Here is a 17,892-nt window from a genome sequence, read left to right on the forward strand (position 1 = left end):
GCGCTCTCCCTTTTAAAAAAACCAATGAGCTGCGTCTTCTTTAGTTTTGCCTTTTTCTCGTTATTTTAGAAGTTAATTTTCATGGTAGTTGAACATCTCAAACTATTTTTGTTTCTTCTTTCTTAAAAATACCAACCATTAACATAACGAGTCCGATTATGAAGATAAGGGGGAAAATATACCACATTATCAATCCTGCCCAACCACTTCCTACAATGAGTGCATAGGTTAACCCTATCGCAAAAGCTAAAGCTGGTGATATTGGCACCATAATAGCGATGCCCCATACCTTATATTTTTTATTTTTTGGTTTACCTACGCTTAGCAGAAAAGCTACAAGCGCACCTATAAATGCAATTACATACCCTATAACAATCGCCATTTTATCAATCCTCTCTATTTTTAATATATTCTTCTTTCACTAATCTGCTGCTATAGTTGAACAAGAATGCTGTTTTCCTTATTCAAGGAAAGCACCCGTTTGTTTAAGTACAATAATTCACAAGCATCTTAAATGCTTACTTGAAAATTATCTGTATCAGACTATCGCCATCTGCACACTTAATCAAGTTGTTGGGTGAATGGTGTCAATTGGAGAACCGATTACTGGTCAGTATTGAAAAATCACTTCATATATTTTGCAACTAATTCATAGCATCTTTCTCTTGTAAGACTCGCTTGCGTAGCAACATATTCTAGTGATTCAGTCGATCCGCCTTTATATTTTAGTGAAGATTCTTTAGCATCTTCATCTCTGTGTTTTATCCAGTTCCGTTGTTCATCCTTTAATTGATCCATCTGTTCCGTACTAAGTTGTTCCTTCAACACTTCGTAAATTTCGTTCAACTTCACATCCCATTTTTTATATCTCACCGCCTCTTGTTCCTCCAATTCTGATGTTGTTGTTCCAGCTTCTGAATATCTATCTGATTCTTCCATATCATTAAGTTTCTTTAGAAATTCTTCTTTATTATTTTCAGTCATTTCAGTGTCACTATTACTGGATTTCAATGAACCTTCATCATTTGAATTTGTAGATTTATTTTTAGAAGTGTCTTCTTGGTCATTTAGCTGGGTGTCTTCAGCACCTTTTGAAGAGTTTTCTGTTGTATTTTCAACTGTGTTTGTTAAATCTTTATTAGATGAGTCGTCATCTGCATTTTCAGACGAGCTGTTATTTGATGACTGGTTGTTGAATTTAGCACTTGACTCATCAGATGAGTTTCCACAAGCAGCCAATATAACTAATACTACTGTTAACATTACCATTAAGAATTTTCGATTATTTTTCATTTTTAGCCTCCTTTGAAAATCATACCGATACCTTAACATTCCAAGTAAAAATTCCTTATTAAACTCTTGCACCCGTTAATGCAACTAAGCAACCTACTCTTTAACTGGGTTAATTTTATTACTTAAACACTTAATTTGTCTTTTCCATTGTAGTCTTCTCGATAATAAAATGCTTTGTTTGGCTTCAATACTGAAAAAGAAAAGATTATAGATGAGAAAAGCATCACAAGTGCCATCGTGATAATTGTAAGCCGTAATGAAATTAAATCTGCTGCAAACCCAGTTACTAGAATAAATACTATTTGAGCAGCACTTTGAATCAACTGATAAATACTCGTCACTCTGCCCATAATTTCTACTGGAACATTGTTTTGGTAAAAAGTCGTTATTCCTGCATTTAAGAACACATTGAAGAAACCTAAGATTACAAATCCAACCACAATTGATAGAAATGACCATGAAAATGCATAGATTACATAACCTATTGTCATCATGACAAGACCAATGACAATCATATATCTAAGCGAGAAGAAATTTGAAAAAATTGAAAGTAACATAGCACCTATAACAGAACCAATTCCAGTTATACTTATCAATAGACTATACTCCATCTCAGAAAGCCCTATGACTTGTTGCGTAAATACAACTTCTTGTGCATCCATTGCAAAGGTAAAGAGCATAACTATTATAAATCCAAGATAGGTAAATGATACGTATTTATTTTGGGACATGAATTTCTGAACTACCGAAAAATCCTGAGCCACTTGGGAAAAAGTCAATGTTGGAATTTTATCTTTATTAATATTTTCTTTATCTGGTAGAAAAAATAATAAAAATGCTGAAAACAGAAAGAACAATGCATTTAGCCACAATGTTGCTTCAACAGAAGTCAATAAAATAAGAGAACCACCGATTGCTGGTCCAATAATAAATGCCCCCGAAGTTGTAAAAGAGCGAATAGAGTTAAATTGCTTTCTTTTTTCTTTAGGAACAAGTATAGCAACGTATGTCATTGATGATGGATGGAAAAATGCTTTTGCCACACTTAGGATAACCAAAATCCCATATATAACTGCTATATTTGGTGCGAGTGGGATTAAGCAGATGAAAGCTGCTCTAATTATGTATGTTACAATCATTACTTTTCTCTTACTACGATAATCAATAAAACTACCAGTCCAGAACTTAGTAATAATGTTCGTTAGTGGTCCAACTATCCACAGTCCTGCAACAGCAGTTGCCGACCCCGTTATTTGATATACAATAATATTAATCGCAACTAAATAGATAAAGTCTCCGATACTAGATATTCCCATAGAAAATAGTAACAGCATGGGGTCTTTCCAACCCTTTAAGTTTTTTATCATATAAGACTCCTAATTATGTGTAATAATACTCTGTATTTTCTACCGATGCATATTAAGTTAGCACAAAAACTTGTTGAACAAGAGTGCGATTCCTTATTCAAGAAATGCACCCGTTAGTTCAGAAATCTTCCCTTATGCTTCACCCATTCCGAAGCCCAGCAAAAGAAGATATCCTATTGTGATAAGTGCAATAACATTAAGTAGTGATAATAACCATTTACCAACACCCTTTTTACCTTTTATCCCAAAAATGACTCCTAATAATGGGAATAAGAACATTGAGATTATTGCTATTTTACCTAATGAACCGAAAGAAAAGCCATTTATCATCATAGAAAACAAAATAATAAATACCCCTAAACAGATGGTTGAAAGAACATTGTAATTTTTCAATCTAACCCCTCCTAATTTTGAACTGTTTAACACAAAACTTTATATTACTTCCTTTACATTTTATATCGTTAGTGAAATAAGCCATCTCTTATTAAACATTCGCACCCGTTACTTGAATATAGAACTTTAATTACTGTTCACTTCTAAAAAATTTTTCACCTGTTCCAAATAGGCTATTTCTTCTTCTATGTGTGCATAATGAGACGAATTTTTAAATTCTACGTGTGTACTATTTTTTATCCCAGAACTAAACAATTCGCCTTGCCCAACCGAAATCCCATCATACTTACCGCTTATAATAAATGTCGGGCACTTTATTTCATCTAACCTATTACAAATTTTATAATTAGCCATTTCTTTGTTTTTTTCTGGATTCCAAATTAACTGATTTGTTCCTAAATCCTTATCATTCAGTGCGTCGCATAAGTATTTGGGGTATTTAGCTCTACAATAAAATTGGTTATTAAACTTATTGGTTGCATCTTCTACTTCATCAGGTGAAACTTTTATGCCTTCATTTAATTTCTTAATGGTCTTTTTTAAATCCTCAGGATAATATTCTAGTTCAAACTTTCGCCTAGCCTCAAGGCACTTCTTCCAATCAGCAATACCACTTTGTAAAATTAAGCTTTGAATATTTCCTGGGTATTCTAATGCAATGTTAACTCCCAAAATTGTTCCCCAAGAATGACCTAAAATGTGAAATTTGGTTGCACCAAGCTCACTGACGACATTATTGAATTGTTCCATAAAATCCTCAATATTTAATGACGTGAGTTGTTCTGACCTAGTTGACTTTCCGCTACCTATTTGGTCATAAGCGATAATTGGTCTTGTTTCTGCTAAGTTTAAAAGAGGAGTGAGAGTCTTAAAGGACAGTCCAGGTCCACCTGCCAGTAGAATAATTGGTGTTGATTCAGAGTTGAAATAATTTGGAGTATGGACTTCATAGAACGTCTTGTAGTTTTCACTTTTTATATAACCCTGTGTTATTTTAGCTGACACTAAGTTTTCATTGTTAATATTCAAAGCAACGCCCCCATTTATTTCAGTATCTTAGAAGATGAGCTTCAATTCCTTCTTGAAATAACTTGCTGCGTTAATTTAAGTATATCTTTTCACATATTTACTTTAACATAAAATTCCAATGATTCTTCAATTACAAAAATAGGACCGCCGTAATCGACGATCCCTTGTTAAACTCTTGCACCCGTTAGTGCAGTAAGCGCTGTTCATTTTAATGATTTATTAACCAATTACTAATTTGTTCACTTAAAAACATTGGCTGGTCCCAATATATATCGTGTGTTGCATCCATAACGTCAATGATACTTACATTTACACATTGTTTTAAACGATTTGCTTCACTATTTCTAATAACATTAAAGTCTTTAGGTATTGTGCTTCTTAATATCAATACTGGCGAATTAACATCAGATAGTGTTTCTCTTGTTGGCTCATTATACTTCTGTTTTACGATATACTTTGCAACGTGTGAAGTAACAATCAATTTTATTATCCCATTTTCACTTTTCATACTGTCTTTTGATAACTCAATCTGTCTTTGTGACAGTCCATCAATGGACAGTCCCTTCTCGTAATCTTCCCATGAGGAAAAAGTGAAGTTTTCCATATGTTGTTCGGTCATTCTTAATTCCTCTTCTAGTCTATTCTCTGGAATGCTTTTTGCCCGAATGTATCCCCCGTCAAGTAGGATTAACGACTTTAAAGAAAACTTCTTTGCAAAAACAAGTCCGATATACCCTCCAACAGAATGACCGACAATATGAAAGTCTTCTAAATTAAAATAACTGATAACTTCTTTTACCCAATCTGCCAATGAATCCATGGAGAAGCAGTGTTCATTGTTAAAATATGTTGAACCTCCGTGTCCAGGTAAATCAAAAGCGTATACATTGTAGTTCTGACTAAGTATAGTTGCCAATTCATCAAAACTACTCCCCGTACTTCCTAAACCGTGTAATAAAATTACCGAAGTATTATTCTTTGTCCCCCATATATTAACGTTTACATCTAATCCATTATCTAAAGTAATTATCTTAGATTCCATTTCTTCCTCCCAGTTATTTTTTAAATATTAAATAAATCGAATAAATTTATAATAGCTTATTAAACAATACTGCTGCTTTAGCGCAAGAAGTAATTGCTCTTGTTAAACAATCGCACCCGTTAGCACAATGGAAATCTTTAATTATTAGTAATAAAGGAAAAGAAAATTACGAATATAAGAGTAATAATAAGAGTTTGGGCTAAACAAATAACTAAATCATTTTTCCAATAAGTTTTACCAAAGGGACTCCATTTACCACCAAATAACCTAAATAACCTAGCAATTAAAAAGCTACACAACCAAATACTAAAGAAAGTTATTATAAACCCCATTGTTGTCCCCCTCTAATTGCAAATAAATAAGTCGAATAAAATTTAAGGATTATTCAACTCTCACTGCTCTCTATAGTTGAACAAGGAGTGCAATTCCTTATTCAAGGAAACAACAGTATTCAATTAAAACTAATAAATAAAAAGCAATAATACAAAAGGAACTATCAAACCTATTCTAAATATAATCGTTTCTTTTTTAGTAACACCTATCTTGTTTTCTACAAACCCAAAGAATGTCACAAGAAAAATATAGCCAAACATAGTTAAAGCTAATCCAATTGTGTCTTGTACAACAGATATGTATCTTGCTATGCCAAACCCCATAAGGAGAAAACCTAAATATCCCATTAGCAAATATAAATATTTTTTCTTTTTCTCTTCATTCATTCGTTTCTCCCCCAAGATATCTTATTCAACTCTTCTGCTGCTTTACTTTAATAAATGAGGTGCTTAATCCTTCTTGAAGATAAGCACCCGTTAGCGAAATAGCGAGTATGGGCTAATTTGTTCTTCCTTCAAACAAACCATCTTCATAAACCCCTGATTTCCAATAGAGATTTCCTTCCTTATCATAAGCTTCAATTTTAAGTGGATCAGCTTCACCATTTAGCGGATCCTCTAATTCATCAAATGTAGTAAACCAATATCTCTCACCATCATTAATATCAATTATTTTTGCTTGATGTTCAACTGTCCTTTGCTTCACGATCACTTTTGTAATTTTTTCATCTATAATAATTCCAGCAAATATAGCCATATTTGGGTTATTGATCATTGTCCAATCGAATCCACCTTGTGGGTTCAATTCAGCATTTGATGTACCTTGAAAGTAATCATCTTTTTCTCTATAAAAAGAAGCTCTAAAACCACTTTTATCTTTATATAAAATCATTTTACCATCCATATGATCTTCAATATGAAGAATATTGGTGGATTTAGGAAAAGGCACTCGTTTCATAACTTGTTCTTCAACGGTTGGTTTTTCATTTGATGAACAAGCACCTATCATCACAATACTAAATAATAAAATAACCATTTTAAATAATATTTTTGGTTTCAAATTAACCCCTCCCAATACAACTTTACCATAAAAATCCATCATTCCTTATTAAACATTATGCTGCGTTAGTGGAACAAGGGTGGCAATTCCTTATTGAAGGAAAGCACCCGTTACTTAAAGTGTAAATGTTCACAATGTTACTTTATTATGGAATAAAAACAAGTGTCAGTCAGCCTGCTACCATCTGCGGACAAATCATCATTTCTTAAAGTGCCTTCTAATACAAACCCAAGTTTTTCTGGGATAGCACGACTTTTAAGATTGGTTGATTCACACCTTATTTCAATTCTTCTAAATTTGATATTATTTAACCCAAAGTTTGCTAATTTCTCTACTGCTTCTGTCATATATCCATTACCGCTAAACTTTGTATTTATCCAGTACCCAATTTCACATTTAGGAATGTCCCAGTCAATCCCTCCCTGAATGCTTGTTGTTCCAATAAAGTCATTGCTTTCTTTATCAAATATAAGAAAACGAAAACTTTCTCTCTTTAAGAAATTTATGTGAGCATTTCTTAAATTTATCTCTGTTTCTTCAACAGTAGGAAGTTCTTGAGCAAATGGCAACCACGCTTTTAATTCAAAAAAGGATTCTCTAATTGCTTGGTTTACAATTTTACCGTCTCCTGTTCGAAGTGGTGCTCGAAGTATTAGTCTGTCTGTTTCTAATTGTAAAGGAACATCTAACAACAAAGGATTCATTTGATTTCCCCTCTCTCAATTTTAATATTAAAAATGTAAAGTAATACAATTAAAAAAACTCTCACCCCCAAGAAATAATTCTTGAGGACGAGAGTTATAACTTCGTGGTACCACCTCAGTTTGTTGATATGTCACCATATCAACCTCTTCAGGTACATTCATACCCTATCTTTCTATCGGAAGAACCCGTCTCACTATCCCTAATTTTCATTAAATTGGTAAGAAGCTCCGAGGCTTTATTCATTAAGAGGAATACTACTCCTTTTCAGCAAACAGGAGCTCTCTGTAAATATCCACTTCTTAACTACTTTTCTCATCAACGCTATTTAATATGAAATTTTCTAAAAATTATATCCTTTATCATAAATCTTGTCAAAAAAATCTTAGTCAAATAAAACTGCGGCTTTAGAACAATAAAAAAAGGAGCTTTCGTACAAACTCCTTATTCAACTCTTGCACCCGTTAGCACAATAATTCACTTAATTTTTTCTTCCAAACCTTTGACTCTGTTTTCTAATTGTTTTGCCTTCTTTTCCGCTTCGTATGCGTTATAAAATGCTCCCAACGCAAGAGCCAACGCAACCAAAACCCAATACCAATCCATTTTATTTCCTCCTATGTTAAACACCCTAAATTTCATAATATCACATCTGAAAATTCTTCAACTATCCTGCCAGTTAGTTGAATAAGAAATGGCTTTTCCTTATTGAAATTAAGCACCAGATAGTTTGTTTTAGTGTATTTATTCACTAGAAAGGATGGCACCACAAATTTGGCGGATCCTCATTCCGTTATTTCCTTAAAAACGCCTATTTTGATCGTGTTATGTAATCCTCATTCCGCTATTTCCCCTTTTCAGCCATATTTTTCATTGTTTTTAGGTAAATAACGGAACCAGGAACCGATTCAGTCTTACAAGACGACTTTTTTACCCATTTAGCGGAACCACGATCCACTTCACTGGTTTGCGTGATTCACATTCCGCTCCTTCGAATTCCTCATCCCTGCTACTACGACTTAATAACTTCATTAAAATAGCGTTAATCCCTCTTGCTTAAATTTTGACGTTGTTCTTTTCTAAAATAAGACTAATGTATTAAGGAAGCTCTCAAATCTTTAACGCCATATTCCAAATAACCCTTTAAACAAGATAGCATATAGACCCAACCTTCTTTTTGACCGATCATTTTGTTTACTATTTCAGGGTCATCTTCTCTCAAACCTGATTCTGTTACTTCAATAATTGTACTCTTGTCATCCAACTTTTTTAGTGTAATTGTAACAACCGTTTCTTCACCATGTTCAACTCCCCATGAAAACACGATTTTCTTACTTTCCTCCACTTCTAATATACTTATAACCCCTTCTGCTTCGTATTCATCATATCTCAATGTAACCGACTTGCCTTGTTCCCATCTTTCAGAACTTGATGAAAACCAATAGTTTCCGATTTTTACAGGGTCTACTATAGCTTCAAATACCTCATTAACTGTCTTATGTATTTTCATTTTTGTATTTACTTGAGTATCCATTTTAAAATCAACATCCTTTCTTGTTTTCATTATTATACACACTCTTCATTTGAAAGAATTTACTTCTTTTCTTCTACATTAACGATTATATTCCCAAACAATTCCTCACCAAAATAAACTTCTAACCTCCATTTACCTGATCCAGGTAGTGTCATTGTTGAAGGAATATGATGGTCTGCTCCTAAGTGTGGGACAAGCGAATTGTTAGTTGAAACCTCAAAAATAGTTATACTTTCATTTGTTTTTTTGCTTATTCCAACTACCTTAAATGGCTGTTTAAGAGTATCTGGTTCACCCCAAAAATGCCACATATATTTTTGCTTTTCACCTGCTATGAAAGGTCCGTACTCTGCAAACCCTAATTTTCCATTGTCCCCAATTCTAAATACAAAATTGCCTTCTTTCCCATCGTCTGTAATTACAACTTCTCTAACCAGAGTTGGACTATCATCCCAACTTACTTCAGATGACTTGGCTTCTTCTTTTGAACAACTTATCAATAATATCCCACACATAAATATAAGAAGATATTTTTTAATAATAAATCCCCCTAACTTTGGCAGAAGATATCTTAATTAGTCAGCAGATAATAAACAAACTTTACCTTTTGCTCATTCATTATAAATTCTTCATCACTCGTTGCTATGTACTTAAAACCGTTTTTCTCTAAGACTTTTTGTGAGGCTATGTTATTAGTAGTTGTTTTTGCCGAGACCTGTTTTATTCCTTGATTATTTATAACATCTAACAAAAGTTTCAATGCTGTGTTAGCAATTCCTTTACCAGTATATGCTTTTCCCACTCTATAACCGATATGCCCTAAACCGTTTTCAATATCTACTAAGTTCATTCTTCCAAGAATTAAGCCATCTTTATTCTTAATTAAGTAAAAATAAGATAACCCTTGTTCCTGTTCATCCAGTAAAGCGTTAGTCTTTTTTTTAAAAGTCTCAAAGTCATAATAATCATTCCCGCGACTCGGTACCATGCCCTCAAAATAAACTCTGTTTTCAAGCTCAAATTCATATAAATTTCCAGCATCTGTACTGTGTAATCTCTCAATTGTTATATCCATATTAATTACCACCAATTTATGTTGTTGTAGCTAATGCCACTATCCGCTATTCAGCTCGATGGGGCCCTTTTGTACAAACTCTTTATGTTATCTTTTGTACCAAAACAAGATTTCTAATTTATTTTATTTTTTGGTCTCATAAATAACGATTTATCAAGAACTAAAGATAGATCTATTTGTGGAAGTTCACGTTGTATTAGTTCGTACATTTCCTCAATTATTACCTCTAATTCTCTTATAGAAACCTTTGGGTCATCAAGAAAAATTGACTCTAAGCGATTTGATATATTTTGAGGAGCGATTTCCATTGAACTTAATGTATATTTTTGCCACTTAAAGGCTGGATGGTGTACGAATTGACGGTTTAATCCGAACAATACTCCCATTAAATTGGTTTGAACGGCTACCATTACTTTATAAAGCATTAACCAATCTTTACGCTCAAGTAAAGCCTCACGATTATTCCATCTGTTTCCTAAAAAAATATTCTCCTTTACCATAGCCACACTTAATTCATAAGGGTATTTACGTACTTTCTGTTTCATACTATTAATAACTAAATCACCGCTGAGTGCAACCCCGTTATAAACCGCAGCTGCAATACATTGCTTATCTAAATTCGTATCATAAGATATGATCACGTCATTTATTATTTTGTAAATTGTATCTGTTAGAAAATTGCTTATTTCTAATTTCACACCCTGAGTTATGTATGTTTCTGACCACTCCTCATCTTCATATGGGTGAAAGTCAATAATATTACCATTTAATTTTTCAATCGGAGCCTTCCTTTCCTCGTCAGAAGGAGCTCCATCCCAAAACACAAATAGTTCAATATCTGAATATTCATCATGCCAATTTCGTGATACGGAACCTCCTAATAAAACGGCTTCAACTTTTGGATTTTGTTCATAGATATTTGCTATATTTTTTGCTAATACTTTTAAATTCACATAACCTCTCCCTTTCGGATCACGCAGCCTTTAATTAAAGTGGACTAATTCATACCTTAAAAGCTATCTACTAATAGTTTTATTTACTCATCTGAAGTGCCCAGTGTCATTCCACCGTCTACAACAATTTCTGTACCCGTACAATAAGAGCTTTCATCAGAGGCAAGGAATGCTACAATTCGAGCAATTTCAATTGGTTGCCCAATACGTCCTAAAGGTACTGAATCGTAATAAGTAGGAACTTGTTTGCGATGAGTAGCCATATTTGTTTCGACTCCACCTGGATGGACCATATTTACTCGAATTCCTTTTGGTCCTAATTCAATAGCTGCAGCTTTTGACATTGCAACAACAGATGCTTTTGTCGCAGCATAGACAGAGGATTGGCTAATTGGAGCAAATGCAGAAATCGAAACATTGTTTATAATGGTGCCTTTTTGCTGCTTTTCCATTTGTGGAATAACTGCTTGCATCCCCATAAAAACACCAAGTTGATTAACATTAATCAACTGTTGATAATCATCTATGGTTGTCTCTGTAAATGGTTTACGTTTTAGAGCTCCAGCATTATTTACTAACCCATCAAGCTTACCGAATTTATTTATAACCTTATCAACCGCTGATTTCCACTCTAATTTTTTTGTGACATCTAACTGAACTGGAATAGCGTCGTCTTCTCCAATCATCCTAGCCACTACTTTAGCCTCATCATAGTTTCTGGCACCAATCCCCACCATAGCCCCCACTGTGGCAAGGTGCTGAGCAATAGCTTTCCCCTGTCCTCGATTAGCCCCGGTGACAAGAATGACATGGTTTTTTAAACAAGACATTACCTCACTCCTTTTTTAATCATCAAAAGCACTGTTTATATGAAGCACTAACATACAAAGGACTTTTAAACTCTGATTTCATTTTAACATAGCATCAAGCAAGCAATTTTTTGCCTAAAACAATTTGAGCAATATCTCAGCTAATTGTTTCTCCTTGAAGTAAATGCTAGTCAAGTTATACTTTGACCCATATTCATTCATAAAAACTCCATTAATTCATCTCTGCTTTGTTCATACTGATTCCCCATAGGCAATTCCCTTCCTCAGTATCCTTTAACTATTTAGACGACACTAAGGAAGTTTGGTTGTAAAAAACTAATAAATGTTCCAAATAAGAAAGTGCATAACTTTATAAGTTAAATGCACTTTTATGAATTATTTATTTAATTATTCTCCATGCCGACTGGTTTATCTTCAGCCTTAACAACCCTACTATTAAAGTTTATAAAAGCTTTGACATGTAGTATTCATCAACAAAATCACCATCGATAAGCAATGAGTGTTTTTTAGTCCCTTCTGTTGTAAAGCCCATTTTTCGGTACAGAGATAATCCTGATTCGTTTTTTGTCACTACCGTAAGTTCCAGGCGATGAATATAGTTACGGAGTGCCCATCGCTCCAACTCTTCAAATAGCTTTGAACCTACTCCCTGTCCCCTGTACTCCTTTATTATTCCAATAACAATATAAGCGGCATGTTTATTTCTTCTCGCCTTACCGCCAAAAGCCATTAAATAACCAACTAATTCGTTGCCTGTTTCCGCAGCAAGTATAGTAGAGTTCCCCTCTTCTTCAATACTCTCTAGCATCTTGCGCTGTTGTGCTGGCTGACTAGTTCTCTCGCCTGCCTCCCACAGCATATATTCTGAATTTCCCTCAACTTGCTGGGTAAGATGTGAAAACTTTTCTGCATCTGAAGGTTTAATTTCTCTGACTATCACTGCGTTTCTCTCCCGTAATGTTTAATATGCTTCGACTGTTTTTTAGTCTTTAATACTAAGACTCATCTTCCCATCACGATAATGAGCATATTTATCCTCTTCAGATAAGTCTACAAAAAGACCGTTCTCCGTAACTTGAATAAGTTCTTTCACCTTTTTTTCATCACCATTAACCTCAATTGTTAGAACACTTTTCACCAGTGGAGGGCCGCCATCGTCGGTTCGAACATCCTGAATCTCAAAATCATTTAGTTGATATCCTTTTTCTTTTAAATAACTTATTTTTTCTGAGAATCTCTCCTTGGCTTCTGATTCACTTAGTGTTGTCTCCTGATCGTAATGCTCATCGAAAATAAGTAACTGGTTGAAAGCCTTCTCGTATTCTTCATTAACTAAAGAAATGTAATAGTTTTCTACACTATCTCTAGCATCGTTGGCAGCACAGCCAACCACAATAATACTTAAACCCAGCAATATAATTAATAATTTGTTTTTCATTTTTTTCCTCCTAGAATTAAAAGCTATATATCTAGTCATGAAAGTAAATGGCCAAATTTATTAAAATTATTTTAACATAAACCACATTCAAATAGTTTAATTTATAAAACTTGGCTTATTGTTAAAAGGATTCTTATGCATATTGCGGAGGCACGATGGGCCTTAACTGCTAGGCTTAACAAGCGGACACAGGAGACGCTATTTCTATAAAAATTCACCTTTTCAAACTTATCCGGACACAGAAGCCCTTATTTTACTTATATCATGGTTAAAGAGGGTATTTGTGCTAAATAAGATCCCTGGTGTCCGCGAATACCACCATTTTCGTGGGTTCATGCTAAATAAGGTCTCTGGTGTCCGCAAAGCCCCAAATCTGCTATACGCACTTTGCCGCCATGTTGGTTTCTTTACTGTCAAAGGAGAATGCCACGAATGCCACCCTTGGATGACGGTCCTTTACATTAATCTCTTTTGTAAGAAATATTGATCAAAACCTTTAGGGTGATCTTCAATAACACCAAAAATTTCATATCCGTTTTTCTGATAAAACGCAGGAGCCTGAAAGCTAAATGTATCGAGGTAAATCAATCTGCAATCATTCTCTTGTGCATACTTCTCTAATTTATTCAGCAAAATACTTCCATAACCCTCTTTTCTATAACTTTCATCAACCCACAGGAAATCAATTAGTATATGATTCCAAAACATATTTCCGGTAATGCCACCCTTAATATTTCCAATATCATCTTTCAGTGTAAACCCAATGTTCTCATTAGGTGTTTTAAGATGGTCTGGAAGCTGCTCCATGTTGTAGTCTATTACCTTCTTTTTTATAAAGTCGCTAGTTTCTTTTGTCCATTGATTAATTATTTCCATAGTAGATCCTTCCTAGTTCCCAGAAATTTGTCTTATTTTACAATGCTACTACAAAATGCCATCTTATAGTAGTTTCAGAAACCCGGTGGGACATATTAAATCTTGATAACATATCAGATTGATGCCACTTTTTCACCTTAAGAAACGATAGTAGTTATGAATAATGAAATTATTCATAACCAACCCCATTACTCATTGAATCCCTAAACATATTCAGTGAAATATCTGCTTTTCTATGAAAATCTATAATATATATATAAGTTTTTGGGCATAATGCCGACTATAATGAATAAATATGGAGGTTTATAGATGAAGAAACTACTATTATTAGCTGTATTGCTTTTACCTGCCATGATCATAACTGCTTGTGGCGATGAAGATCAAAATTCAAAGGAAAAATCTAACCAATCTGATGAAGATGTTAAAAGCCAAGAAGCTATGAGTACGATGAATGACATGGTTAAAAGAATGGAAGAGCTTGACTATACTTCAATTGACTTTGATGTCATATATGATGATCAAGAATTTGAAGGTGAAATTGAGAAAGATGACAATTTAGTTGAATCCGAGTTTTATGATCCATTTAACAGTGTAGATGAACGCGGAGCAGATGCTTTTGATGCCATATATCCAATTGTGAAAGACCTAGAACTGAAGCAAGACATGACAGATGAAGAAGCTATTGCAACATCTCTTAAGGCATTTAGTATACCTGACAATTTCTTGAAAGCCGTATTACAAGTTACTTTTAAAGATGGAACGGATAAAGTATATGAAATAAAGATGAATGAAATGTAAAAGCGTATTTTTTATGATAAAAAAATAATCACACTTAAGGCATGGAAACGTTCGTTTTCATGCTTTTTATTTTGCAACCTCTTAAAATTAATCTTACCTATATTTCCCACCCCATTATTTTCTTACCAATAGACTATTTCCCAAGTTTACGGGCAAATTACAAAATAATTAGACCATAACTATCGTGAAAGAAAGGTGTTTTGCATGCGAAATAAGAATGTATGGTTAGTAACACTGGGAATTTTACTAATAATTGGTGTTGGTATTTTCTCATTTCAATATGAAAATCCCGACAGTGACACGGCAGATCCTGAAGAAGGTTTACAAAATGAAAGCCAAGAAGAAACAAACATCGAAAAGCAAAAAAATCCTAATGGTAATGAGCACTTCTCAGTTCAACATACGGAATATCCGGGAGAGGTTACGCCCGATTTTTCTCCTGAAGAACTAATAGAGCCACCTTCTGGTAATTGGTTAACAAACGGTGGAAATATTTATAATGGCCGGTACTCCCCATTAAGTAAAATTGATACTTCCAATGTCAGTGATCTAAAAGCAGAATGGATTACTAGCATGGGGACTGGCCTCAAGTTCAAATACTCTGGGGAAGCCACTCCACTTGTGTATGATGGCGTCATGTTTAATGTAACTGGAGAAAACCATGTTGCAGCAATCGATGCAAAAACTGGAGAATTCATTTGGGAGTACAAGCCTAAACTACCAGAAGGCTTGGATACGCTTTGTTGTGGATGGGTAAATCGAGGCGTTGCACTAGGAGATGGGAAAGTATTTGTTGGTTTATTAGACGCAAGATTAGTTGCCTTGGACCAGAAAACCGGTGAAGTATTATGGGAAACAGTAGTTGATGAATGGGAAAAGGGATATACCATCACTAGTGCTCCACTCTTTTATGATGGAAAGGTTTATACCGGTATTGCAGGTGGTGAATATGGAATAAGGGGTTACGTAGCGGCATATGATGCAAACATAGGCAGACAAGTATGGAGAACCTACACCCTTCCAGAGCCGGGTGCAAAGGGATCAGAAACATGGCCGGAAGATAGTGAAAACTGGCTAACAGGCGGAGCACCAGTCTGGCAAACACCAGCAGTTGATCCGGAATTAGGACTTATTTATTTTGCAACTGGGAATACGGCACCTGATTTAGATGGAAGTAATCGTAAAGGGGATAACCTCTATACAGACTCTGTAATGGCTTTAAATGCGGATACAGGCGATTATGAATGGCATTTCCAGGAAGTACATCACGATATTTGGGATTATGATCCAGCTAATCCGGTTGTCTTATATGATGTCAAAATGAATGGTGAAACGAAAAAGGGGATAGCTCAGGCTGGTAAGACTGGATGGGTATATCTACTGGATAGAACAAATGGGAAACCACTCGTTGGTATTGAGGAAAAACCTGTACCACAAAATAAAAATCAAAAAACCTCGCCTACTCAGCCCTTTCCAATCGGGGATTCGTTTGTACCACAAGAGATTACCGAGGAAGATATAGAACGTGACTTGCCAAAGGAATTTAATGGAAAGTTCGGGAATATATTCACACCATTTTGGGATGAACCGGTAACCGTAAAGCCGTCACCTCAGGGAGGAGCAAATTGGCCACCTTCTGCATACAACCCAAACACAGAACTTTTTTATGTGCTGGGTAATGATAATTATTTTTCATATGCCCATTATGCAGAAGATGAGGAGAATAAATTTGAAGTGGGTAAAGAATGGCTGGGAAGTATATGGCAGCCTGTAGAAAAATCTCCTAGCCGAGGAACGGTAACTGCAATCGATATTAAAACCAATAAAATTGTTTGGCAAAATGACTGGGATACTATTGCATATAGTGGAATTTTAACAACTGCCGGGAACCTCATCTTCACTGGACATAATGACGGAAGAATTATCGCTTATGATGCAACTAATGGAGAAAAAGTGTGGCAATTTAAAACGGACGCAGGTGCAAATGCCCCACCAATCACTTATAAAGTCGATGGGAAGCAATATATTTCCATATTCTCAGCTGGTAATTCACTTGCCGGAACACAGCATGGAGATAAGATCTATACCTTCTCGTTAGAAGGAAAATATGGATCACTGGAAGATATCCCTGAGGAGGACATTACAGTATCACCTGCAAAAGAAGAAATGGACTTTAATCAAGGCAAACAGGAAGACAAAAATGAAGTATCCGTAGACGAAGGACTAAAAGTATATGAAAACAATTGCTTATCCTGCCATGGTGCAGAAGGTGCAGGAGGCCACAATGGACCAAATTTACAAGACCTCAACATGAATAAAGAACAGATCATTCAACAGATTAAAAACGGTGGCGGTAATATGCCTGGATTTGAAGATGGTTTAACAGAAGAAGAAATTGAAGCTGTAACAGAATACATCAGGAGCCTTTCTGAAGAGGAAGGTTAAAAATAAAAAAGATGAAAAAGTTGCTCTTGATGAAGTAGACAGCAGTAACCTATAGAAATTGAGAAGGGCCCCGCATGGTTTTTGGACCGTGCGGGGTTATTCTGATTAGGTCAAGGGGTGGATAACATCTGAAAAGGCTTGGATATCAATCAGAATATAGTTTTATCAACTAGTTAGCGTGGATATCAACTGAAATATGGTTTTATCAACCCATTGGGACAGTTATCAACCGGAATGTGTCTTTATCAACTTGTTAGACTGGATATCAACCGAAGTACTGTTTTATCAACTAGTTGGGGCAGTTATCAACTTAGAAAACTTGGCTTATCGCCAATGATGGCGAAAGTCAAGATGAGTCTTATGCTAGGAAAGCGAAAAAGATACACGAAGAGCGTAAGCTGCCCACAGGACGTGGGGTAGTTCGACGTGCCACAGGATGTGGTGGTTTTAGTCGAACATCCTTTATTTCTTATCGCAGACACGGGGATAGAAGTCCACTAGGCACTAGTACGTCCTGTACGTCGGAGCTGGGCATAGCTGATTCGAGTGTCTAGTTAATTTTTATGTACGCTAAACAATTAAAAAAGCAGTTGTCCATTTACCAGGACAACTACCTTTTTATGTTAATCTCACTAGCGTTGCATTAAATTTTTAAGAAGAAGTCAAGAAAAATATTTTATGTGAAATTTGTGAATGATGGGAATATTCACTTTAAAAACCACAAA

The 17,892-nt window shown here is 34.9% G+C and carries 20 protein-coding genes and 1 other annotated feature; of the genes, 2 read left to right on the forward strand and 18 right to left on the reverse strand.

What is annotated here, in order from left to right; translation table 11 throughout:
* Window positions 1–97 precede the first annotated feature (97 nt).
* From J2Z82_RS18735 to J2Z82_RS18815, 18 genes are all read right to left on the reverse strand, one after another.
* Entirely contained in the window at window positions 98–382 is a 285-nt protein-coding gene (locus J2Z82_RS18735; protein WP_209482324.1) for a hypothetical protein, read from the reverse strand.
* 242 nt (window positions 383–624) lie between these two features.
* Window positions 625–1,293, reverse strand: a complete 669-nt coding sequence (locus J2Z82_RS18740; protein ID WP_209482325.1) for a lysozyme inhibitor LprI family protein — start codon at window positions 1,291–1,293, stop codon at window positions 625–627.
* Between the two features lie 122 nt (window positions 1,294–1,415).
* Complete coding sequence (locus J2Z82_RS18745) at window positions 1,416–2,660, reverse strand: MFS transporter (RefSeq protein WP_209482326.1); 1,245 nt, start codon at window positions 2,658–2,660, stop codon at window positions 1,416–1,418.
* Between the two features lie 132 nt (window positions 2,661–2,792).
* Complete coding sequence (locus J2Z82_RS18750; RefSeq protein WP_209482327.1) at window positions 2,793–3,053, reverse strand: hypothetical protein; 261 nt, start codon at window positions 3,051–3,053, stop codon at window positions 2,793–2,795.
* 126 nt (window positions 3,054–3,179) lie between these two features.
* The gene (locus tag J2Z82_RS18755) at window positions 3,180–4,082 is read right to left on the reverse strand and encodes an alpha/beta fold hydrolase (protein ID WP_209482328.1); all 903 of its coding nucleotides are present in this window, start codon (window positions 4,080–4,082) and stop codon (window positions 3,180–3,182) included.
* Between the two features lie 208 nt (window positions 4,083–4,290).
* Window positions 4,291–5,124 (reverse strand): alpha/beta fold hydrolase, encoded by an 834-nt coding sequence (locus tag J2Z82_RS18760; RefSeq protein WP_209482329.1) that lies wholly within the window; start codon window positions 5,122–5,124, stop codon window positions 4,291–4,293.
* Window positions 5,125–5,585: 461 nt separating this feature from the next.
* Window positions 5,586–5,843, reverse strand: a complete 258-nt coding sequence (locus J2Z82_RS18765; RefSeq protein WP_209482330.1) for a hypothetical protein — start codon at window positions 5,841–5,843, stop codon at window positions 5,586–5,588.
* Window positions 5,844–5,955: 112 nt separating this feature from the next.
* Window positions 5,956–6,516, reverse strand: coding sequence for a hypothetical protein (locus J2Z82_RS18770; RefSeq protein ID WP_209482331.1), 561 nt, complete (start codon window positions 6,514–6,516; stop codon window positions 5,956–5,958).
* 137 nt (window positions 6,517–6,653) lie between these two features.
* Window positions 6,654–7,220, reverse strand: a complete 567-nt coding sequence (locus J2Z82_RS18775) for a GNAT family N-acetyltransferase (RefSeq protein WP_209482332.1) — start codon at window positions 7,218–7,220, stop codon at window positions 6,654–6,656.
* A gap of 80 nt (window positions 7,221–7,300) precedes the next feature.
* Window positions 7,301–7,549: a binding site (T-box leader), on the reverse strand.
* Between the two features lie 146 nt (window positions 7,550–7,695).
* On the reverse strand, window positions 7,696–7,824 hold the full coding sequence (locus J2Z82_RS19655) for a hypothetical protein (protein WP_280923011.1): 129 nt from the start codon (window positions 7,822–7,824) through the stop codon (window positions 7,696–7,698).
* A 484-nt stretch (window positions 7,825–8,308) separates the two neighbouring features.
* Window positions 8,309–8,752 carry an SRPBCC family protein gene (locus tag J2Z82_RS18780; protein ID WP_209482341.1) on the reverse strand — a complete coding sequence of 148 codons (444 nt, stop codon included), beginning with the start codon at window positions 8,750–8,752 and terminating at the stop codon, window positions 8,309–8,311.
* A 59-nt stretch (window positions 8,753–8,811) separates the two neighbouring features.
* Window positions 8,812–9,252 carry a DUF4871 domain-containing protein gene (locus J2Z82_RS18785; protein ID WP_245251803.1) on the reverse strand — a complete coding sequence of 147 codons (441 nt, stop codon included), beginning with the start codon at window positions 9,250–9,252 and terminating at the stop codon, window positions 8,812–8,814.
* A 71-nt stretch (window positions 9,253–9,323) separates the two neighbouring features.
* Window positions 9,324–9,827: a GNAT family N-acetyltransferase gene (locus tag J2Z82_RS18790; protein WP_209482333.1), complete on the reverse strand. Its 504-nt coding sequence runs from the start codon at window positions 9,825–9,827 to the stop codon at window positions 9,324–9,326.
* Window positions 9,828–9,940: 113 nt separating this feature from the next.
* Window positions 9,941–10,780 (reverse strand): DUF4037 domain-containing protein, encoded by an 840-nt coding sequence (locus J2Z82_RS18795; RefSeq protein WP_209482334.1) that lies wholly within the window; start codon window positions 10,778–10,780, stop codon window positions 9,941–9,943.
* Window positions 10,781–10,863: 83 nt separating this feature from the next.
* Window positions 10,864–11,610, reverse strand: a complete 747-nt coding sequence (locus J2Z82_RS18800) for an SDR family NAD(P)-dependent oxidoreductase (RefSeq protein WP_209482335.1) — start codon at window positions 11,608–11,610, stop codon at window positions 10,864–10,866.
* Between the two features lie 442 nt (window positions 11,611–12,052).
* Complete coding sequence (locus J2Z82_RS18805) at window positions 12,053–12,550, reverse strand: GNAT family N-acetyltransferase (protein WP_209482336.1); 498 nt, start codon at window positions 12,548–12,550, stop codon at window positions 12,053–12,055.
* A 42-nt stretch (window positions 12,551–12,592) separates the two neighbouring features.
* Entirely contained in the window at window positions 12,593–13,048 is a 456-nt protein-coding gene (locus tag J2Z82_RS18810) for a hypothetical protein (protein WP_209482337.1), read from the reverse strand.
* Window positions 13,049–13,504: 456 nt separating this feature from the next.
* Window positions 13,505–13,924, reverse strand: coding sequence for a GNAT family N-acetyltransferase (locus J2Z82_RS18815; RefSeq protein ID WP_209482338.1), 420 nt, complete (start codon window positions 13,922–13,924; stop codon window positions 13,505–13,507).
* A gap of 309 nt (window positions 13,925–14,233) precedes the next feature.
* On the opposite strand from J2Z82_RS18815, the gene J2Z82_RS18820 reads away from it, so the two are divergent.
* Both J2Z82_RS18820 and J2Z82_RS18825 read left to right on the forward strand, forming a co-directional pair.
* Window positions 14,234–14,722 (forward strand): YusW family protein, encoded by a 489-nt coding sequence (locus J2Z82_RS18820; RefSeq protein ID WP_209482339.1) that lies wholly within the window; start codon window positions 14,234–14,236, stop codon window positions 14,720–14,722.
* A 204-nt stretch (window positions 14,723–14,926) separates the two neighbouring features.
* Window positions 14,927–17,167 (forward strand): outer membrane protein assembly factor BamB family protein, encoded by a 2,241-nt coding sequence (locus tag J2Z82_RS18825; RefSeq protein ID WP_209482340.1) that lies wholly within the window; start codon window positions 14,927–14,929, stop codon window positions 17,165–17,167.
* The last annotated feature ends 725 nt before the right edge of the window (window positions 17,168–17,892 follow it).

Source organism: Virgibacillus litoralis, assembly GCF_017873675.1.
Taxonomy (GTDB): Bacteria; Bacillota; Bacilli; order Bacillales; family Amphibacillaceae; genus Lentibacillus; species Lentibacillus litoralis.

Bases quoted from the DNA above. Each gene is read 5' to 3' on its own strand.
- J2Z82_RS18800 (WP_209482335.1), bottom strand. From the start codon at position 11,610: ATGTCTTGTTTAAAAAACCATGTCATTCTTGTCACCGGGGCTAATCGA.
- J2Z82_RS18820 (WP_209482339.1), top strand. From the start codon at position 14,234: ATGAAGAAACTACTATTATTAGCTGTATTGCTTTTACCTGCCATGATC.
- J2Z82_RS19655 (WP_280923011.1), bottom strand. From the start codon at position 7,824: ATGGATTGGTATTGGGTTTTGGTTGCGTTGGCTCTTGCGTTGGGAGCA.
- J2Z82_RS18775 (WP_209482332.1), bottom strand. From the start codon at position 7,220: ATGAATCCTTTGTTGTTAGATGTTCCTTTACAATTAGAAACAGACAGA.
- J2Z82_RS18740 (WP_209482325.1), bottom strand. From the start codon at position 1,293: ATGAAAAATAATCGAAAATTCTTAATGGTAATGTTAACAGTAGTATTA.
- J2Z82_RS18790 (WP_209482333.1), bottom strand. From the start codon at position 9,827: ATGGATATAACAATTGAGAGATTACACAGTACAGATGCTGGAAATTTA.
- J2Z82_RS18745 (WP_209482326.1), bottom strand. From the start codon at position 2,660: ATGATAAAAAACTTAAAGGGTTGGAAAGACCCCATGCTGTTACTATTT.
- J2Z82_RS18825 (WP_209482340.1), top strand. From the start codon at position 14,927: ATGCGAAATAAGAATGTATGGTTAGTAACACTGGGAATTTTACTAATA.
- J2Z82_RS18780 (WP_209482341.1), bottom strand. From the start codon at position 8,752: ATGGATACTCAAGTAAATACAAAAATGAAAATACATAAGACAGTTAAT.
- J2Z82_RS18760 (WP_209482329.1), bottom strand. From the start codon at position 5,124: ATGGAATCTAAGATAATTACTTTAGATAATGGATTAGATGTAAACGTT.
- J2Z82_RS18815 (WP_209482338.1), bottom strand. From the start codon at position 13,924: ATGGAAATAATTAATCAATGGACAAAAGAAACTAGCGACTTTATAAAA.
- J2Z82_RS18735 (WP_209482324.1), bottom strand. From the start codon at position 382: ATGGCGATTGTTATAGGGTATGTAATTGCATTTATAGGTGCGCTTGTA.
- J2Z82_RS18810 (WP_209482337.1), bottom strand. From the start codon at position 13,048: ATGAAAAACAAATTATTAATTATATTGCTGGGTTTAAGTATTATTGTG.
- J2Z82_RS18765 (WP_209482330.1), bottom strand. From the start codon at position 5,843: ATGAATGAAGAGAAAAAGAAAAAATATTTATATTTGCTAATGGGATAT.